The following is an 18,588-nucleotide window of genomic DNA, read 5'->3' on the forward strand; positions in this document are numbered from 1 at the left end:
CTACAGTTCCTCGAAGGCGGTCTCGACGAGTTCGCCCGTCTCGGCGACGATATCCGCCATCTCGTCGTCGTCCGGCGCGACCCCGACGAGCCGCGCGATTCGCATGATCGAAACGTGGTAGACGCGCTGGCGGCCGGGTTCTTCCTCCCAGACGACGACGTTACACGGGAAGAGCGCGCCGAGTTGACCGTCACTGGCCGCGAGCGCTCGGTCGGCAACCGCCGGGTTACACGCGCCGAGGACGTAGTAGGGGTCGCGGTCCGCATCCACCTTTTCGTTCAGCAGTTCCGACGGGGAGAACTCGACGGGGACGCCGAACCCGGCGTCGGTGAACACCTCGCGAACGTGTTCGATCGCCTCCTCGTGGTCCATCTCGAGGGTCGTCTGTTTCGCACCGATGTCGTCCGGGTCGATCTGAGCGGGGTCGATAGGCAACGTCATTCGTGTCCAGTATTGTGCCCACAACGAAAAGAGCTTCCGGATTTCGTCACTGGACTGCGGTAACGGCGTATCGTTCGTTGCCGAGGCATGGTCGTCGACCCGGCACCTCGACGTCGCCGAAGGACGTCCTCGACGCGGGCCGCGGTTGACCGACGATTCGCTGGCTCCGATCGTCATCACGAACAGCGTGGGGTAAGCAGCCGCTGCATGGTGCAGACGCTACGGTCGCAACGGCAGGCTGGTTCTCCCGTTCGAGCGCATGACCTCTCTGTTGCGGTCGGGCCACTCCAGCAATCGCTCGCGAAGCAACTCTCCGTCGGCTGTTTTCGGATCGTACCCGCCGATGTTGGCAGTGAGCGTCAAGACGATCCAGCCGCCGTACCCGAAAACGACGGTCACGCCGGTCAGTACGACGACCGAGACGATTACCCTTGTGAGACGCGTTCCGAATCGCACGTCCGACTCAGTCGTCGACCCCATTGGTATCACACCACTCCCTACTCCCGTTGGCCCCAAAAGTAGGGCGTTCGTTCTCGCCGTGCGTGTCGCGTCACTGGTCGTTGCCGAGCGACAGTTCCACTTTCGGTCGGCCTCTGTCCGTTCGTCCCGCCATACGGACCGGGAGAGACAGGTATCGAACGCGGGCCGAATCGCGGACCTCGAGGGACCCGCCGGAATCGGCGATCGGTCACGAACGCGGGCAGTCCGCGGGGGTGGATTATGCTTGCATAATATTGGGAATTACAAGAAATACTTTAGGCGAGGCCGCCGTACTCTCCACGTATGACCGACACGTTCGTCGTTATCGGCGGTGACGCCGCGGGAATGAGCGCCGCGAGCAAGGCGAAGCGTGAGGATCCGGAGCGAGAGGTGATCGTCTTCGAGAAGGGCGAGTGGGTCTCGTATGCGGCCTGCGGAATGCCCTACTACATCAAGGGGGCGGTCGACGACCTGGACGACCTCGTCACCGTGACGCCCGAGGAGTTCCGGGAGGAGCGAGACATCGACCTGCGTACGGGGGCGGAGGTCGTCGCTATCGATCCCGAAGCGCGGACGGTGACGGTCGAGACCGACGAGGAGACGTCCGAGCAGCCCTACGACGACCTGCTCGTCGCGACCGGGGCGAGCGCGATCGAACCGCCGTTCGAGGGGCTTGGACTCGAGGGCGTGTTCACCATCCACGACATGGACGAGGCCGACGCCATCGAGGACTACGCCACCGGACGCGACCTCGAGACCGCCGCCATCGTCGGCGGTGGCTACGTCGGCATCGAGATGGCCGAGGCGCTGTCGGCCCGCGGCGTCGACGTCCACCTCTACGAGATGCTCCCTCACGTCCTCCAGCCGTTCGGCGAGACCGTCGCCGAGGTCGTCGAGGAGCACCTCCGCGAGCAAGGCGTCGACCTGCACCTCGAGACCGCCGTGTCGGGCTTCGTCGGCGACGAGCGGGTCGACGGCGTTCGACTCGAGGACGAGACCGTTCCAGCCGACGTCGTGATCGTCGGCGTCGGCGTCGCGCCCAACACCGCGCTCGTCGAGTCGGCGGGGATCGAACTCGGGCCGACCGGTGCCGTCGCGACCGACGAGTACGGACGGACGAACGACGAGAACGTCTACGCGGCGGGCGACAACGCCGAGGCGACTCACGTCGTGACCGGCGAACCGGACCACGTCCCGCTGGCGCTGACCGCCAACCGCGCGGGCCGGGCGATCGGACGGACCGTCACCGGGGACCCGACGCCGGTCGGCGAGATTGCGGGCACCGCCATCGTCAAGGCGTTCGACCTCGGTGCCGCCCGGACGGGAATCGTCGACGAGGAACGGGCCCGCGAGGCGGGCTTCGATCCCGCTTCGGTGACGATCTCGGCATCGTCGCGCGCTCACTACTACCCCGACGGCGCGGACCTCACGGTCACCCTGGTAGCCGATCGCGAGAGCGGCACGCTACTCGGCGGCACCGTCGTTGGCCGCGAGGGCGCAAAGCGCATCGACACGGTCGCGACGGCACTGACCGCCGGGATGACCGTCTCCGAACTACAGAACGCGGACCTGGCGTACGCCCCGCCGTTCAGTCCCGTCTGGGACCCGATCCTCACGGCGGCGAAGGTCCTGGCCGGCAAACTCGAGTGAGATCGCGATGACGACCGACGATCTCGAGGAACTCGAGGCGTACGTCGCCGATCACCGCGCGGCCCTGATCGACCTCACACTCGACCTGCTGGCAGTCGACACGTCGAACCCGCCCGGCGACACGGGCGAAATCGTCGCCCTGCTCGAGGAGTACCTGTCGAGGTTCCCGGTCGAGGTGGAGCGAGTCGCGGTCGATCCGGCGAAGCCCAACCTCCTCGTGACGCTTCCGGGCGCGAGCGATCGAACGCTGCTGTACAACGGCCACCTCGATACGGTGCCGTTCGACGCCGACGCCTGGTCGGCCGATCCCCTCGGGGAACGCGACGACGATCGGCTCTACGGGCGCGGCGCGACGGACATGAAGGGCGCGATCGCCGCGATGTGCTTCGCGATCCGCGCGTTCGCCGAGACCGGGACCGAACCGCCCGTCGACCTCGCGTTCGCGTTCGTCAGCGACGAGGAAATCGGCGGCGACGCCGGCCTGCCGGCCCTGCTCGAGGCCGGCCGTCTCGAGGCCGACGCCTGCGTCATCGGCGAACCGACCTGCGAAGCGGGACGCCACTCGGTGACGGTCGCCGACCGGGGGAGTATCTGGCTGACGCTCGAGGCGAGCGGCGAAGCCGCACACGGCTCGCGGCCGATGCTGGGCGAGAACGCGATCGACCGGCTCTACGAGGCGGTCACGACGCTGCGGGAGCGATTCGGCACGCGACGACTCGAGTTCGATCCCGCGATCGAGCCGATCCTCGACGAGTCGATCGCCTACTACGAACCGACGATGGGCACCGAGACAGCCCGCGACCTGTTCGAGACCCCGACGATCAACCTCGGCGTCCTCGAGGGCGGCGAGGCGATCAACAGCGTCCCGCAGTCCGCCCGCGCGGAGATCGACATCCGATTGACCGCCGGCGTCCCGACGCCCGCCGTCCTCTCGGAGATCCGGGAGTGCGTCGCCGACTGCGAGGGCATCACGGTCGCAGACGTCTCCTGGAGCGTCGGTACCGCCGAACCGGTCGAGAGCCCGCTCGTCGAGGCCGTGGCCTCGAGCGCCGAAGCGGCGACCGGCCAGCGGGTGTACCGCCGGAGCGCGACCGGCGGCGGCGACGCGAAGAAACTACGAACCGCCGGGATTCCGACGGTCGAGTTCGCGCTCGGAACGGACACCGTCCACGCCGTCGACGAGTACACGACCGTCGACGCGCTCGTCGGGAACGCGACGATATACGCACACCTCCCCGAACTGTGGGCGGCCGCGGTCGACGGGACGGGCGCGTCCGGGTGACTCCCCGGAACTCGGAATCCGGGAAACGCTTAACTTCTGGTTGTGTGTATTTATGAATATGGAGTACAATATTGGTTCGACGGACCGAACCGTCCGCGCGGTCGCCGGCGCAGTGCTGGCCGCCGTCGGCATCGCGATCCTCGGCGGCGCGCTCGAGTTCGGGACCACGCTCGGTGGCGTCGCGCTGGTGATCGGCGTCGTTTTCCTCGGGACCGCACTCGTCCGAACCTGCCTCCTGTACCGGATCCTGGGCATCGATACGTCCGAATCCGCGTAGCGGTTGTTGGGTGTGACATTCCGTTGCCCGGCAGCACCGCTGTATTTTCCTCGTCCGATCCGTCTGATTCTGCCGTTCCAGACTCTAAAATCAAATTCGTCCGTCGGTTCCCGAACTTCGAGCGTCGTAAATTCGTCCGACGAGTTTCGTCGTTTGAACGAAGCAATCGGAACCGTCGTGTCTCCCCGAAAATACACGCTCGAGGAGACGATTGAACGAGCGTGCGACGGTACTCCAGCAGCTGCCGCCGCTAGTTATTTATCCGCTGTTGCACAAAATCAGACAGTGTCTGAAATGGCGAAACGAGAAATAGCGGTCTGCATCGACGCCTATCCAAGTGCAGAGACGGACGTCTTCCGCATCGGCGTCGCAGACGACATCCTCCGCCTCCTGGTGGACGCCCACGAGACCGAGTTTACGATCCCCGAACTCGTCGATGCGACGGGCGTCACTCGATCGACGGTGTGGCGGGCGGTCGACCTCCTCGAGAGTATCGGTGCCGTTCGGATCCGAGAGACCCCACAACGAAACTACGTCTCGATTAACCCGGACCGACTACGGAAAGACGATCCGATACTCGCCATCGAGCAGTCCGAGTTCCGCGAGCCGATTCGAGCCTTCGTCACCCACGTCCGAGAGGGAGGTAGGGAGGCGGACGACATCGACGACGTGCTCGGCGTCGTCGTATTCGGAAGCGTCGCTCGAGGCGACGCCGACCGGCGGAGCGACATCGATCTGTTCGTCGTCGTCGACGGCGATCGGACGAGTGCCCGACGCGTCGTTACGGACGTCGTCGCCGACCTCCGCGAGCAGCGATTCGACGGCGATCGGTTCGAGTTCGAGCCGTACGTCGAATCCGCGGAGAGTGCACGGCGAGCGGGCCCGAAGCTTCGTCAAATCTTCACGGAGGGCGTGACGGTGTACGGCGGTGATCGATTCCAATCCATCCGGAAGGCCGTGATCACCGATGAGTAGTACGCGAATCGAACGGCTCATCGACAACGCACAGGCGGCGTTCGACCGGCGACCGGCAGACATCGAATCCGGACTCGAGGTGGAAGACGCAGCGCTCCTCCAGTTGCGGAAGGCCTGTCGGTTGCTCGCCGGTGCCGAAGCCCTGCACGACGCCGGATACTACACGCTCGTCATCGAAGCCTCGTTTGTCGCGATCGAGCGGACGGTCGAGTTCCGACTCCTCGAGCATGGAACGATGGAACCGAACGATCTTCCTGGAACGCATCCGGGCGTATACCGAGAGGCAGCTGCAGTCGGCATCGTTGCCGAATCTACGGCCGAGGAGCTCGCCGACCTCTGGCGCGATCATCGAGCGAAAACGTACTACCAGGACGGTCTCGCCTCGGCGGAACGAGCCCAGACGATGGACGAGCTTGCCAGCGAAATCCACGCCTTCGTCATCGGTCGCTCTTCGCAGAGTCACGAGTGTTTGTGTGCCGACCCCAATTCGTAGCACGCGAACTCGAGCGGCCACTGCCGACGATCGCTCTCGAGAAACGACCGTCTTCGGACGAGATCCTGCGGACGTTTTGCCCCGTGGTGTTTCATAGTCGCTCGCGGACGTCACGAACCGCTTCGACGGAATCGACTGCTTCGTCGACAGCCAGCTCGAAATGGGAGCGCGGATACGCTTTCGACGATGCAACTCGTTGGACCGCGTCTGTCGATCGGTTCTCGGACGGCGGGCCCGATGTCCGCCGCTCGTCGACGAACCGCTCGCCCGGGTCGGCCGGCGACAGTATTTCATAGTATTCCCAAGAGTATTATCTACTGCGTCCGTAGGGTACCGTATGCAACCGAGTACGACGATGACGCCGGCCGAACTTCGGGCGGATATTCCCGCCCTACAGGAGGGAACCTATCTCAACTTCGGTGCCCACGGCCCGAGCCCGAAGTACGTCGTCGACGCCGCCGACGAGTTCGTCCGCGAACACGAGTACGAGTCGCCGATCGGGGACGACCCCTACGAGACGGCGTTTCGCGCGTTCGACCGCACTCGAGCGCGGGTCGCGTCGTTCGTCGGGGCCAACCCGGACGAGGTCGCGCTCACCGAGAGCACGACGGCCGGGATCAACGCCGTCGCGAACGCGATCGACTGGGAGCCCGGCGACGTCGTCGTCCGAACGGCCCTCGAACACCCCGCTGGAATACTCCCCTGGCAGCGACTCGAGCGGGAGGGCGTCGAGGTTCGCGTCGTCGAGACCGACGCCGGCCGAATCGATCTCGAGCGGTTCGCCGAGGCCGTCGCGGACGCCAGACTCGCCTGCTTCAGCGCAGTCACGTGGACCCACGGAACGCGACTGCCGGTGGCGAAGCTGGTCGACATCGCCCACGAGACGGGCACGTTCACGCTCGTCGATGCCGTGCAGGTCCCCGGACAGCTGCCGATGGACGTCAAAGAATGGGGCGCTGACGCGGTCGCCGCCGCCGGCCACAAGTGGCTGTTAGGGCTGTGGGGCGGGGGCTTCCTCTCCGTCGATCGAGACGTCGCCGAGGGTCTCGAGCCGCGAACAGTCGGTTACCGGAGCGTCGAGACGCCGACCGCCGACCCCTACGAGTACGCTGCTGGTGCGCGCCGGTTCGAAGTCGGGTCGGCGAATCCGGCACCGCACGTCGCGCTCCGGGAGGCGATCGACGCGATTGACGAAGTCGGAATCGACCGGATCGAAGATCGCGTCCGCCAGCTCGCCGGCCGGCTAGCGGATGGGGTCCCCGCCGACCGCCTGCGCAGTCCGTCGACGCCGGAGTCGGGGCTCGTGACGATCGACGTCGACGATCCGGCGGCGACGGTCGAGCGTCTGGCCGCCGCCGGGATCGTCGTTCGTGCGCTCCCGCAGCCGAACGCGGTTCGAGCGTCCGTCCACGCCGTCAACACCGCCAGCGATGTCGACCGACTGCTCGAGGGACTGGAACGGGAGTGGTAGGACGACAGCTGGCGGTTTCTCGCACGCGGACGCGAGCCGGCTCGATCGACCCGCGGCCGGCGTCTTGCGCCCCATCGAACGCGGGCCGGCGCCACTTCCCTTGTGTCAACGACCGTCCGCTCGACGCCGACTCGAGCGTGTCCTTCGATGTGACCGTCCGATCGGCTAGTGCTCGATCCGAACGTCGAGCCGGGTCGGACACGACCTGATACGGTTCGCGTCCGGCGCGTAATCGATGAGACCGAACTCGTCGATGACGGGAAGATGGACGTGGTGGAGCGAACACGCCACGTATGCGACGATCTCGTCGTCGATCGCCTCCGCGCCGTTTTCGCGTGCTGCGATCCCGGTCGCCAACTCGGTCAGTTCGATCGGGGGCTCTTGCCCCACCAGCACATCGAGCGTTATCCTGCGTCGTTCGCTACTGAGCAGCCGATACCGATCGCTTTCGGTCAGGTCGTTCGCATCGGGCGATGCGTGTGTAGGGTGGCACATCTGCGGGACACTCCGATTGACCGGGACGGTCAACCTATTCGGTACTCAGAATCCGTCGGCCGTAAGGGTACAGTAAAACTACGTAGGGTTCCTGTGGCTAACTGACCGACGATGCTGCGGTATCGACCGTTCGTGCCCTGGCCGCCGGGCTCGAAAAACCGAACCGTCGTCGGACTGCCTCCGCCGGCGGAGGGTTAAGGGTCCTGGGCCACTAGTCCGCTGTAATGACAGCCCAGTCGTTGACGGACACGCTTCGAGAGACCCTCGCCCTCTTCGACGGCTCCGGGACGCCGCGGACGACCAGGGAACTCGCGGACGACCTCGACGTCGGTCGCCGCAGCACGTACGAGCGCCTCGAACGACTCGTCGAACACGGCGAACTCGAGACGAAGAGCGTTGGCGCGAGCGCCCGCGTGTGGTGGCGTCCCCGGCGGCCGACTACCGGGTCCTCGCTCGCGGCTGGAGACCGGACGCAGTTCCGATCGCTCGTCGATGGGGTCGAGGAGTACGCGATCTGTCTGCTCGATCCGAGCGGCCGCGTCCGCACCTGGAACGCGGGTGCCGAACGAATCACGGGCTACGCGACCGACGACGCGCTGGGCGAACACGTCTCGACGTTCTATGCCGCGGCAGACCGGCGGGCAACGGTCCCCGAGACGACGCTCGAAACGGCCGCGGAAACGGGCGCCGTCGAAACCGACGAATGGCGCGTTCGGGCGGACGATTCGACGATCCGGACGACCGTCACCATCGAGGCGATTCGCGCCGACGACGGCGAACTCGCGGGATTCGTGACGATCGCGCGAGACGTGACCGAGCGACGAGAGACGGAGCTCCGGCTGCGCCGCCAGCGCGAGCAACTCGAGGCGCTGAACAACCTCAACGACGTCGTTCGGGGGATCATCGACGCGGTCACCGAACAGTCGACTCGAGCGGAGATCGAGCGGGTCGTCTGCGAGCACTTGGCCGCGACGGAGTCGTATCTGTTCGCCTGGATCGGCGACGTCGATGTCTCCTCCCAAACCGTAGTCAAACGGACCGAAGCCGGTGTGGACGGCTATCTCGACGGCATCTCTATCTCCGTCGATCCGGACGACGACCGCAGCAAGGGCCCGACGGGACGGGCCATCTTGGAGCGCGAGATTCAGACCACGCAGGACATCCGCGCCGACGAGAGACATGATCCCTGGCGGAGCCACATCGAGGCGTACGGCTTCCGTTCGTCGGCTGCGATCCCGATCGTCCACGAGGATACCGTCTACGGCGTGTTGAACGTCTACGCTGAGCGACCCAGGGCGTTCGAGGGTCGCGAGCGGGACGTGATCAGTCAGCTCGGGGAGGTCGTCGGCCACGCCATCGCGTCGGCCGAACGCAAACGAGCCCTGATGAGCGATACCGTCGTCGAACTCCGGTTTCGAATTCAGGACGTCTTTGCCGCACTCGGCGTCGACGGACCGTCTACCGGGACCATCACGCTCGACCACGCGGTCCCCATCGAGGACGACGAGTACCTCGTCTACGGGAGCGTAACCCCGGACGCGATCGGCGGGCTCGAGGCCCTCGTCGAAACGGTTTCACACTGGGTGGGCGTGACCTACCGGACCGACGGCGACGAGACGGCGTTCGAACTTCGACTCTCCGAGCCCCCGGTCCTATCGACGGTCGCGTCGCTGGGCGGGTCCGTCGAGACCACCGCCATCGAGGACGGCGACTACCGGATGACGCTTCACGTGGCGCCGGGGACGGACGTCCGACGGGTCGTCGATACCGTCCAAGACGCGTATCCCGAGGCGGACCTGCTGACACAACGCCACCTCCAGACCGACACGAACGAGCGGGTCCGCGACGTGCTAGCGGCCGATCTCACCGACCGCCAGCGGGCGGTTCTCGAGGCCGCGTATCACGCGGGCTACTACGAGTGGCCCCGCAACGCGTCCGGCGAAGACGTCGCCGAATCGCTGGAGATCGCCCCGCCGACGTTCCATCAGCACCTCCGGCGGGCTCACCGAACGGTGTTCGACTCGCTGTTGTCGAGCCCCGCCCGGACCCGGCCGACGGGATAGCCGTCGGGTCCATCGGGATCCGTGCTCTCGCCTCGTCGACGGGCGTCGTGACTGACAACACTGCACGGCCGAAGGGTCCCGAGACGACGTGTTTCCGGCGGTAGTCGGGTAGCGAGCAGGTGCGACAGACGGCGGGTCGAACGGGTGCCACGCGGCGGAGTTCGGCCCGCTTTTCCTCGTCGCTCGAGTACTTTCGATCGCGATGGACAGAGAGTCGACAAAAGACGTCGATCCGACCGATACCGACCACCGCGAGATCGGGCAGGGGCTCCTGGAGGCGGACATGGGGCCGAGTTCGGCCCTGGCACACCTCTACCGCGGCGAGATCCACCGGATGCAGTTCTGGCGCGAACGGCTCGATCAGACGACCTACTGGGCGATCGTCGTGATGAGCGCCATCCTGACGTGGTCGTTCTCGAGCCGGACCAATCCCCACTACGTCGTGTTGCTGGGTGCGGCGGCGGTGACCGCGTTTCTGGTCATCGAGGCCCGTCGCTACCGCGGGTACGACATCTGGCGGGGACGCGTCAGGACGCTCCAGAAGAACGTCTTCGCGTACGGACTCGACCCCTCGGCCGGCCTCGAGGATCCGGGGTGGCGCGAGACGTTGAGCCAGGACTACCGACGCCCGACGATCAAGATCACCACCGAAGAGGCGATCGCCCACCGCCTTCGGCGGATCTATATGATCCTGTACACCATTATTCTGGGCGCCTGGGTCACCCGGGTCACCGCGTTCGCCAGCCGGCCGTGGCCCGAAAGCGCCGCCGTTGGCGAGATTCCGGGGCTCGCCGTCACCGCCGTGGTCGCCGCGTGCTACCTCCTCGCGGTGGTCGTCACGGTCCGACCGCGAACGTGGGAGGCCGAGGACGAACTCCACGAAGCCGAGATCGGTCAGCATCGCTGAGCCGAGCGCGCCGATGACCGTGACGGAGCCGGAACGCACCCGTGAATCGGTCGTTCCGCGCTTTCGAGACTTCCCCTCCCGTTTATTCCGCTTTCCCGCGTATCGGACACGCATGGAACGCTATGAGACCGACGGACGATCGGTACGGGCAGGAATCGGACGCGACCTCCGGAACGGGACGGGAGGGGTCCGAGCATGACCGCACCCGCGACGGACACGATGTTCGATCGCCTCCTCTTTCCCACCGACGGCAGTGACGGGGCGGCCGTCGCGCTCGATTACGCCCTCGATCTCGCCGCCGAACACGGGTCGACGGTACACGTCCTCAACGTACCGGACACGGCGCTGTATAGCCCGTTTCAGATGGACGGAGACGTCGTCGACGCCCTCGAGGCGCAGGGCGAACGAATCGTCCGTGATGCCGCCGACCGCGCGGCGGAACGCGGGGTCGAGACGGTCACCGAGGTCGAGTCCGGAGATCCGTACCAGGAGATCATCGACTACGCAGCGTCGCACGACATCGATCTCACCGTCATGCCGACCCACGGCCGCCGGGGACTCGAGCGGTTCCTGCTGGGTAGTACCACCGAGCGAGTCGTCAGACGGGCGGACGGCCCCGTGCTGACGCTTCGGCCGGACGCTGAAATCGAGTTCACGTATCCCTCCCAACGCGTGCTGGCCCCGACCGACGGAAGCGAGTGTGCGAGAGCCGCACTCGAGATGAGCGTCGACGTCGCGAGTACGACTGGCGCGGCGCTTTCCCTCCTCACGGTCGTCGACGTCGTCAGCGTCGGCGTCGACGTCCGATCGGATCTCAAGACGTCGATGCTCGAGGAGGCCGCGGACGAGATCCTCGACGAGGCGTCGTCGGTCGCAAAAACCCGCGGCGTCGAGCCAACCGACGAAACGGTCGTGTACGGGCCGTCGGTCGCCAGGGCGATCCGCTCGCACATCGAGGAGCAGGACATCGACCTCGTGGTCGTCGGGACCCACGGCCGGACGGGCTTCGATCGGTACGTGCTCGGCAGCGTCACCGAGCACCTCGTTCGAACGGCTCCGGTCCCCGTCCTGACGGTTCGTGAATCGACGGCGGAGGGATCGTAGTCACGGTCACATCGTCTCCCGTATCGACTCTCGGTACTAGCTCATGACTGCCGTTCTCGAGATCCTCGTCCGAGTGTGTGCCCTGCTCGCGCTCGCGTTGGGGCTCAGAGTCGTCGTCGACGCCTGGCTCGACGTGCCGTACTCGGTACTCCTCATTCTGGTCGGCGTCGTGATCTCGCTGCTGCGCGTCGATGTCGGCATTCAGCTCTCGACCGACGTCATCGTGGGGCTCGTCCTACCGACGATCCTGTTCGACGGGGTTATGGAACTCGACCGAACGGCGCTGCGCGAGAACCTGGCCGTGCCGCTAACGCTGGTCGTCCTCGGAATCCCGCTGGCGGTCGTGCTGCTGGGACCGATCATCAACGTCGTGTTCGGGCTGTCGATCGGGGTGTCGCTGTTACTCGCCGCGATACTCGTTCCGACCGATCCTGTCGCCGTCCTCTCGGTGTTCGAGGAACTGGACGCGCCCGAACGGTTGGCGGTCGTCATCGACAGCGAGAGCCTGTTCAACGACGGCGTCGCGATCGTCATCGTCGACCTGATACTCGCGCTCCTCGCCGCGGAGTCGGAGCCGATGTCGGGGCTCGAGATCGCCGCGTTCGTTGTCACGGACCTCCTCGTCGTCGGCCTCGGCGGGTTCCTTCTCGGGTGCGTCCTCGGATACGGGACCACGCGGTTCGTCCGCCGGCTCCCCGAGCGGATGGCGATCCTGCTGGTCACGGCGTTGGTCGCGTACGGAAGCTACGTCCTCGCCGAGAGCGTCGGCGTGAGCGGCATCCTCGCGACGGTCGGGGCGGGAGCGTTCGTGGAACTGGACGCCGACGACGGTATCGGCCGCGACGCGCTCGAGTTCGTGCGCGATATCTGGGCGGGCGGCGCGTTCCTGCTGTCGACGGTCGTTTACGTACTCATCGGGGCCCAGGTTCCGATCGACACGCTCACCGTCTACCTGCCGGCGGCGCTGCTCGTCGCAGCGTTCGTGTTGCTCGTCCGGGCCGTGGTCGTCTACGTCCTCGTCGGGGCGGTCAACGGCATCGTCTCGAGGCCGCTGCCCCGCAGCTACCAGCACGTCCTCGTCTCGGGCGGGTTGCACACCGTCGTTCCGATCGCGCTGGCGCTCGGACTCCCGCCGTGGGTCCCCCACCGCGAGTTCGTTCAGGCCGTCGTCTTCGGCGTCGCGATCATCGGCGCGCTCGTCCAGGGAACGTTGTTACCGTCCATCCTCCGGGTCACCGGACTCGGGGAACGCGCGACGGGAGTCGCGGGGTCGTCGTCGCGTCGTGACGGAGACGGCCCGTAGCGCCGTTCGGTGAGCGGACGGACGACCGCCGGCACTGCTACCGACGGACGTATCGCCCGAGGAACGCGACCGCCAGCACCGCGCTCGCGACCTCGAGGGGCTGTTCGTGAAACGTCAGGACGGCGGTGGCGACGATCAGGGCACCGGCGATGATCGCGTCCCCGGCCCCGGCGACCCCACCGTTCGTCGGCTCGATGGGGTCGGTCCTGACGACGAGTTCGCCCCGCTCGAGCTGGCCGAAGACGGTATCGAACCGCGCCGGGGCACGCGCCAGTACGGGTGCCGATGCCCGGAGGTCGGTCCGGACGTCCTCGAGGAGCGCTTCGATCTCGCTTTCGATGACGCCCTGCTCGACGAGGAACGACCGCGTGGCGGCGATGAAGTCGAACTCGGGGTCGAGGGTTCGACAGACGCCCTCGCCGACCGTCCCGACTCGCACGAGTAACATGACGTTCGGCGGAATCCGAAACGGGAACTCGTGAAGCGTCGCGAACAGCTCCGTGATGATCTCCCGCCAGGAGATCTCCGATTTCCCCTCGAGGTTCTCGATGACCAGCTCGAGGACCCGCCGGACGGCGACCCGATCGACCGACCGATCGAGCACGTCGAGCGCGATCAGCGTGTTCAACAGGCCGTCGATGTCGCGGCGAACGAGGGTCCGGTAGAGGCTTGTGATATCGTCCTGTTCCTGTTGCGTGAGCCGCTGGCTCATGCCGTAATCGTAGATCGCGAGTCGGCCGTCGTCGGTCACTGCGAGGTTGCCGGGGTGTGGATCCGCGTGGAAGACGCCGTCGACGAGGCCCATCTTCAGGTACGTGCGGGCGATCAGCGTCGCCATCTCGGTGGGTTCGATGCCCACGTCGGCGAGCGCGTCGTCGTCGGTGATCTTCTCGCCGTCGACGTGCTCCATCGCGACGACGCGGTCCGAACAGAGCTCGTGGTACACGGTGGGGACGACGATTCGCTCGTCGTCCGCGAAGTTGTCCGCGATCGTCGTCATGATCTCGGCCTCGCGCTCGAAGTCCAGTTCCTCGAGGATGATCTCCTCGAAGTCGTCGGCGACGTTCTCGATCGAATACCGCTGGCGCTCGTCGGCGAACGTCACGAGCAAGGGTACGAACCCCCTGATGACCCGCAGGTCGCGCTCGATTATCGCGGCGAGACCGGGGCGTTGAACCTTCAGTGCGATCCGCTCGCCATCGTAGTCGACGGTGTAGACGAACGCGAGCGACCCGCCGGCGACCGGCTCGAGGGTGTCGAGATCGAGGTCGTCGCCGAGTGCCGATTCGACGACCGTCAGCGGGTCCCCGCCCGCGTCCTCGGGGACCTCGTCTTGTAACGTCGCGAACGCCTCGACGTACGTCGGCGGGACGATGTCGGGTCGCGTCGACAGCACCTGTCCGACTTTGATGAACGCCGGCCCGAGCTCGAGCATCGTCTCGGTGAGCCGGTCGGCGCGGTCGCGGTGAACGTCGGCCGAGACGTGCCGCGACGGCCCGAACAGCAGGAACCGCCGTCGGTCCCGCAGAAACGCGATCGCGATGGGAAAGAACCGGACCAGCACCTGCAGATATCGGAGATAGTAGCCCCTCATCTGTCGGCGACGCGACACGCGATCGGTTGCTCGTCCATACGTCGCCTTCGGACACCGGACACAAATACGGCGGTGACCCGCCGGACGCGGCCGCGGATCGAATGCCGCTCGACGCGCACACGCTCGAGAGGAGACTGCGTCGGCGTCACGGCCGTCCCCCCAGTCCCCCGTCGTTCGCATCGAGCGGATCCTCGAACGCACCGACCAGCGCCTCGAGGGCGTCGGTCGCCGTCAGCAGACCGACGACGTTGCCGTCGGCTTCGACGAGTGCGAGTTCCTGCTGTGCCGCCTGCAGTTCGTCGATCGCGTCGCTGACGTGCATGTCGGCGGGGAGCGTCACCGGCGGCGTCGCGATGTCCGCGAACGACACGTCGCCGTTCCGCAGGTCGTCGATCCGGTCGACGACCGTCGGGGCGTAGACGATCCCCTCGAACGCCGCTGGCGTCTCGCCGATCAGGGGAAACCGGGTGTGGGGACTCGACCCGATCCGATCGATGTTCTCCGCGACCGACGCGCTCGTCGAGAGAAACGTGACGTCCTCGACGGCGGTCATCTCGTCTTCGACCGGCCGCTCGCCGACGGTGAACGCGTTGATGATCTCCTCCCGGCGGTCGTCGGGAACGTCGCCCCGCTCGAGGATCGACGCCAGGCGATTCCGGAGTTCGGCCCGCGTCTCGATGATCTCCGTTTCGGTCTCGAGCCACGCGCCGGTCATCTCGATCCCGAACCGGTGTAGCGTCCACTTCGCGACGGCGTCTCCGAACCAGATCACGGGCGAGAGGAGTTTTGCGAACCAGTACAGCGGCGTGGCTCCGTACCTCGCGACGAACTTCGTTCGTTCGACGCCGAGGTAGGTCGGCGTCTGTTCGCCGTGGGTGAGATGGAGGAGGTTGATGATGACGAACGCGAGGACGGCACCTGCACCCGCGGAGGCGAGTGCGGTGTTCTCGAAGACGGGACGGATGATCGTCGCGAGGGCCGGTTCGGCGACGATTCCGACCGCGATGCTCGTCCCGCTGATCCCCACCTGACAGCTGGTCAGATAGATCTCGAGTTCGTTCGTCATCTCCCAGGCCCGCCGTAGCCCCGGTTCGTCGAACGCCGACTCGGGATACTGACGGACACGAGTGAGCGCGAACTCGATCGCGACGAAGAAGGCGTTCGCCAGGATGAGCCCGATACCGGCGAGCAACCTGAGTCCGATTTCAAGCGAGTCCATTCGGCCGACGATTCGCCGCCGCATTGTATAAAAACGCTGCTACGTCCCACTGGTATAGAAATTCAGTCCCACCGTCGCAGATGGCGGCTCTCGTGCGATTCAATCGTTCGACCGTCGCGTACATCTATAGGGATCCAGAATAAACTCCGGGTCGTGTCCGGGAAGCCACACGAACTCGAGGTCGAACGCGTCACGGAATCCCTCGAGTCGCGACCCGACGGACTGACGAGCGACGAGGTGCGTCGGCGACGAGCGGAACACGGCGAGAACGACATCGTTCGGGGCGGCGGCCGGTCGCCGGTCGACATCTTCCTCGCGCAGTTCAATAGCGCCCTGATCTGGGTGTTGCTGGCCGCGGCCGCCCTCTCGATCTGGGCTGGCCACGCCGTCGACGCGATCTTGATCGTGATCATCGTCGTGGCGAACGGGCTCTTCGGCTTCGTTCAGGACTACCGGGCCGAACGGAGCCTCGAGTCGCTCAGGGAGTTGGCCGCGCCGACGGCGACGGTTCGACGCGACGGCGAGACGCGAACGGTGGACGCGACGGAACTGGTCCCCGGCGACGTCGTCGTCCTCCGCGGCGGCGATGTCGTTCCCGCGGACGGCCGGTTGCTCGAGACGTCCGATCTCGAGGTCGACGAGGCGTCGTTGACGGGTGAGAGCGTCCCGGTCTCGAAGTCGACGGCACCGGTCGCAACGGAGACGCCGCTCGCGGAGCGAGCGAGTATGGTCTACAAGGGGACGAGCGTCACTCGCGGCAAAGGCGTCGCCGTCGTCACCGAGACGGGAATGGAGACCGAGGTCGGCGAAATCGCCCGGGAACTCGCCGCAACCGAGGAGACGCGGACCCCCCTGCAGGACGAACTCGACGTCCTCGGCCGAAACCTCGGGGTCGGCGTCCTCGTCCTCTCGGCGCTGGTCGCGCCGCTGTTGCTCTTTCGGGGCACGCCCGCAGTTCAGGCCGCCCTGACGGCGGTGTCGCTCGCCGTGGCCGCGATTCCCGAGGGGCTGCCGGCCGTGGTCACGCTCACGCTCGCGCTCGGCGTCCGGAAGATGTCCGAAGAGAACGCGCTCGTCCGTCGGCTTCCAGCGGTCGAGGCGCTTGGCGCCGTCGACGTCGTCTGTACCGACAAGACGGGCACGCTCACCCAGGGACAGATGACCGTCAGCAGACTCTGGGTCAACGACGCGGTCGTCGACTTCGGCTCGGGCGAGACCGACGGGGACGAGGTCGGTGGGAACGACGTCGGCGACCGTGAGGAACTCCTCCTCGAGATCGGCGCGCTCTGTAACGATTCGACGCTCGAGGACGGCGATCCGACCGAGCAGGCCCTGCTCGCGGCCGCGGACCGTCGCGGACTCGACGTCGACGGGCTTCGGGAATCGAACCCGCGGACCGGCGAGGTGCCGTTCTCCTCGGAGCGCAAGTGGATGGGGACCGTCCACGACGACGTCGGCTACGTCAAGGGCGCGCCGGAGGTCGTCGTCGAGCACTGCGATCGGATCCTGACCGCGGACGGGCCGAAACCCCTGACCGACGAGCGTCGCGAGCGCGTCGAGACGACGGTTCGGGCGTTCGGCGACGACGCACTCCGCGTACTGGCGATGGCCTACCGCGAGGCGGTCGCCGACGCCGACGACCTCGCCGGCGGGCTGACGTTCGTGGGGCTGACCGGGATGATCGATCCGCCCCGCGAGGAGGTCGCCGACGCGATCGCCCAGACGAAGCGCGCGGGGATCGGGGTGAAAATGGTGACCGGCGACAACGTCCGGACCGCGCGGGCGATCGCCGACTCGCTGGGGATCGGGACCGCCGTGCTCGAGGGCGGAGAGATCGAACGAATGGACGACGAAACGCTTCGGGAGCGGGTCGACTCCGTCGACGTCTTCGCGCGAACGTCGCCGGAGCACAAGGTTCGAATCCTGCAGGCCTTACAGAAGCGGGGAAACGACGTCGCGATGACGGGCGACGGCGTCAACGACGCGCCGGCGCTGAAAAACGCCGACGTCGGTGTGGCGATGGGGATCCGCGGGACGGAGGTCGCCAGACAGGCCTCGGACATCGTTCTGCTGGACGACGACTACGCGACGATCGAACGCGCCGTCGAACGCGGGCGAGGGATCTTCGACAACATCTGGAAGTTCGTCGCCTACCTCCTGAGCGCGAACGTCGCCGAGGTCTCGATCGTCTTCCTCGCCTCGCTCTCGGGCTACCTCATCCTGCCGGCCGTGCAGTTGCTGTGGATCAACCTGCTGACCGACGGCTTGCCGGCGCTGGCGCTGGGGGCCGATCCGGTGAGCGACGACGTGATGGAGCGACCCCCCCGCGATCCCGACCGGGGGATCATCGGCCGGCCGATGCTCGGGCTGATCGGCGGGACCGGTGCCGTCACCACGGTCGTCATGCTCGCGTTCATGTTCGTCACGCTCGAGGGGGCCGCCGAGGTCACGGCGTACGCGATGACGATGGTGTTCACGGGGTTCGTCTTCCTCGAGTTCGTGAAGCTCTACGTGATCCGCTGGCTGCGCGAGACGCCGATGCTGTCGAACCCGTGGCTCGCGGTCGCCGTCGCCGGCTCGATCGCACTCCAGCTCGCGGTGCTTTACACGCCGCTCAATCGGTACTTCGGAACGGTCCCCCTCGGTGTGGCGGATTGGGGGCTCATTGCCGCCGTGCTCGTCGTCTGCCTCCCCGCGTACCTCGCGGTCGCCGCGCTCGTCAGGCGACTCGAGCGGTGAGCGGCCGGCCACCACGACGGACCCGTCACACTGGACGGCGAGTTCGATCGGTCCGACGGAGGGACGAACGCGAGACGGCGCATCGAACTGGTCCG

16 protein-coding genes are annotated in these 18,588 nt (G+C 66.6%); 11 read left to right on the plus strand and 5 right to left on the minus strand.

The window, feature by feature from the left end:
• Positions 1 to 441, minus strand: coding sequence for a DUF302 domain-containing protein (locus tag CP557_RS20995; protein ID WP_097381968.1), 441 nt, complete (start codon positions 439 to 441; stop codon positions 1 to 3).
• A gap of 219 nt (positions 442 to 660) precedes the next feature.
• Positions 661 to 921, minus strand: coding sequence for a hypothetical protein (locus tag CP557_RS21000; RefSeq protein ID WP_097381969.1), 261 nt, complete (start codon positions 919 to 921; stop codon positions 661 to 663).
• Between the two features lie 303 nt (positions 922 to 1,224).
• Here CP557_RS21000 and CP557_RS21005 point away from each other — a divergent pair, with 303 nt between their 5' ends.
• The 6 genes from CP557_RS21005 to CP557_RS21030 all read left to right on the plus strand — a co-directional run bounded on the left by CP557_RS21005 (position 1,225) and on the right by CP557_RS21030 (position 7,069).
• Entirely contained in the window at positions 1,225 to 2,571 is a 1,347-nt protein-coding gene (locus tag CP557_RS21005) for an FAD-dependent oxidoreductase (protein ID WP_097381970.1), read from the plus strand.
• A 7-nt stretch (positions 2,572 to 2,578) separates the two neighbouring features.
• A complete protein-coding gene (locus CP557_RS21010) occupies positions 2,579 to 3,853 on the plus strand; it encodes a M20 family metallopeptidase (protein ID WP_097381971.1) in 1,275 nt (424 codons plus the stop codon).
• 58 nt (positions 3,854 to 3,911) lie between these two features.
• Entirely contained in the window at positions 3,912 to 4,130 is a 219-nt protein-coding gene (locus CP557_RS21015; protein WP_097381972.1) for a YgaP family membrane protein, read from the plus strand.
• A 294-nt stretch (positions 4,131 to 4,424) separates the two neighbouring features.
• Complete coding sequence (locus tag CP557_RS21020; protein WP_097381973.1) at positions 4,425 to 5,105, plus strand: HTH domain-containing protein; 681 nt, start codon at positions 4,425 to 4,427, stop codon at positions 5,103 to 5,105.
• Positions 5,098 to 5,598, plus strand: coding sequence for a hypothetical protein (locus CP557_RS21025; protein ID WP_097381974.1), 501 nt, complete (start codon positions 5,098 to 5,100; stop codon positions 5,596 to 5,598). Before CP557_RS21020 ends, CP557_RS21025 begins: the two co-directional genes overlap by 8 nt.
• Positions 5,599 to 5,935: 337 nt before the next feature.
• Positions 5,936 to 7,069, plus strand: a complete 1,134-nt coding sequence (locus CP557_RS21030; RefSeq protein WP_097381975.1) for an aminotransferase class V-fold PLP-dependent enzyme — start codon at positions 5,936 to 5,938, stop codon at positions 7,067 to 7,069.
• Positions 7,070 to 7,234: 165 nt separating this feature from the next.
• On the opposite strand, the gene CP557_RS21035 is transcribed toward CP557_RS21030, so the two are convergent.
• Positions 7,235 to 7,564: a DUF7344 domain-containing protein gene (locus CP557_RS21035; protein ID WP_097381976.1), complete on the minus strand. Its 330-nt coding sequence runs from the start codon at positions 7,562 to 7,564 to the stop codon at positions 7,235 to 7,237.
• 224 nt (positions 7,565 to 7,788) lie between these two features.
• On the opposite strand from CP557_RS21035, the gene CP557_RS21040 reads away from it, so the two are divergent.
• The 4 genes from CP557_RS21040 (at position 7,789) to CP557_RS21055 (ending at position 12,941) form a co-directional block, all read left to right on the plus strand.
• Positions 7,789 to 9,627 carry a bacterio-opsin activator domain-containing protein gene (locus CP557_RS21040; RefSeq protein WP_097381977.1) on the plus strand — a complete coding sequence of 613 codons (1,839 nt, stop codon included), beginning with the start codon at positions 7,789 to 7,791 and terminating at the stop codon, positions 9,625 to 9,627.
• A gap of 202 nt (positions 9,628 to 9,829) precedes the next feature.
• Entirely contained in the window at positions 9,830 to 10,534 is a 705-nt protein-coding gene (locus CP557_RS21045) for a DUF2270 domain-containing protein (protein ID WP_097381978.1), read from the plus strand.
• Between the two features lie 195 nt (positions 10,535 to 10,729).
• Positions 10,730 to 11,638, plus strand: a complete 909-nt coding sequence (locus tag CP557_RS21050; protein ID WP_097381979.1) for a universal stress protein — start codon at positions 10,730 to 10,732, stop codon at positions 11,636 to 11,638.
• Positions 11,639 to 11,681: 43 nt separating this feature from the next.
• Entirely contained in the window at positions 11,682 to 12,941 is a 1,260-nt protein-coding gene (locus CP557_RS21055; protein ID WP_097381980.1) for a cation:proton antiporter, read from the plus strand.
• Positions 12,942 to 12,978: 37 nt separating this feature from the next.
• Here the strand turns inward: CP557_RS21055 and CP557_RS21060 are convergent, their stop codons facing one another.
• Positions 12,979 to 14,535 (minus strand): ABC1 kinase family protein, encoded by a 1,557-nt coding sequence (locus CP557_RS21060; protein ID WP_097381981.1) that lies wholly within the window; start codon positions 14,533 to 14,535, stop codon positions 12,979 to 12,981.
• Positions 14,536 to 14,680: 145 nt separating this feature from the next.
• Positions 14,681 to 15,754 carry a CNNM domain-containing protein gene (locus tag CP557_RS21065; RefSeq protein ID WP_097382067.1) on the minus strand — a complete coding sequence of 358 codons (1,074 nt, stop codon included), beginning with the start codon at positions 15,752 to 15,754 and terminating at the stop codon, positions 14,681 to 14,683.
• Between the two features lie 153 nt (positions 15,755 to 15,907).
• On the opposite strand from CP557_RS21065, the gene CP557_RS21070 reads away from it, so the two are divergent.
• Positions 15,908 to 18,493: a calcium-translocating P-type ATPase, PMCA-type gene (locus CP557_RS21070; RefSeq protein ID WP_097381982.1), complete on the plus strand. Its 2,586-nt coding sequence runs from the start codon at positions 15,908 to 15,910 to the stop codon at positions 18,491 to 18,493.
• Positions 18,494 to 18,588 lie beyond the last annotated feature (95 nt).

This window comes from Natrinema ejinorense (assembly GCF_002494345.1).
GTDB lineage: Archaea > Halobacteriota > Halobacteria > Halobacteriales > Natrialbaceae > Natrinema > Natrinema longum.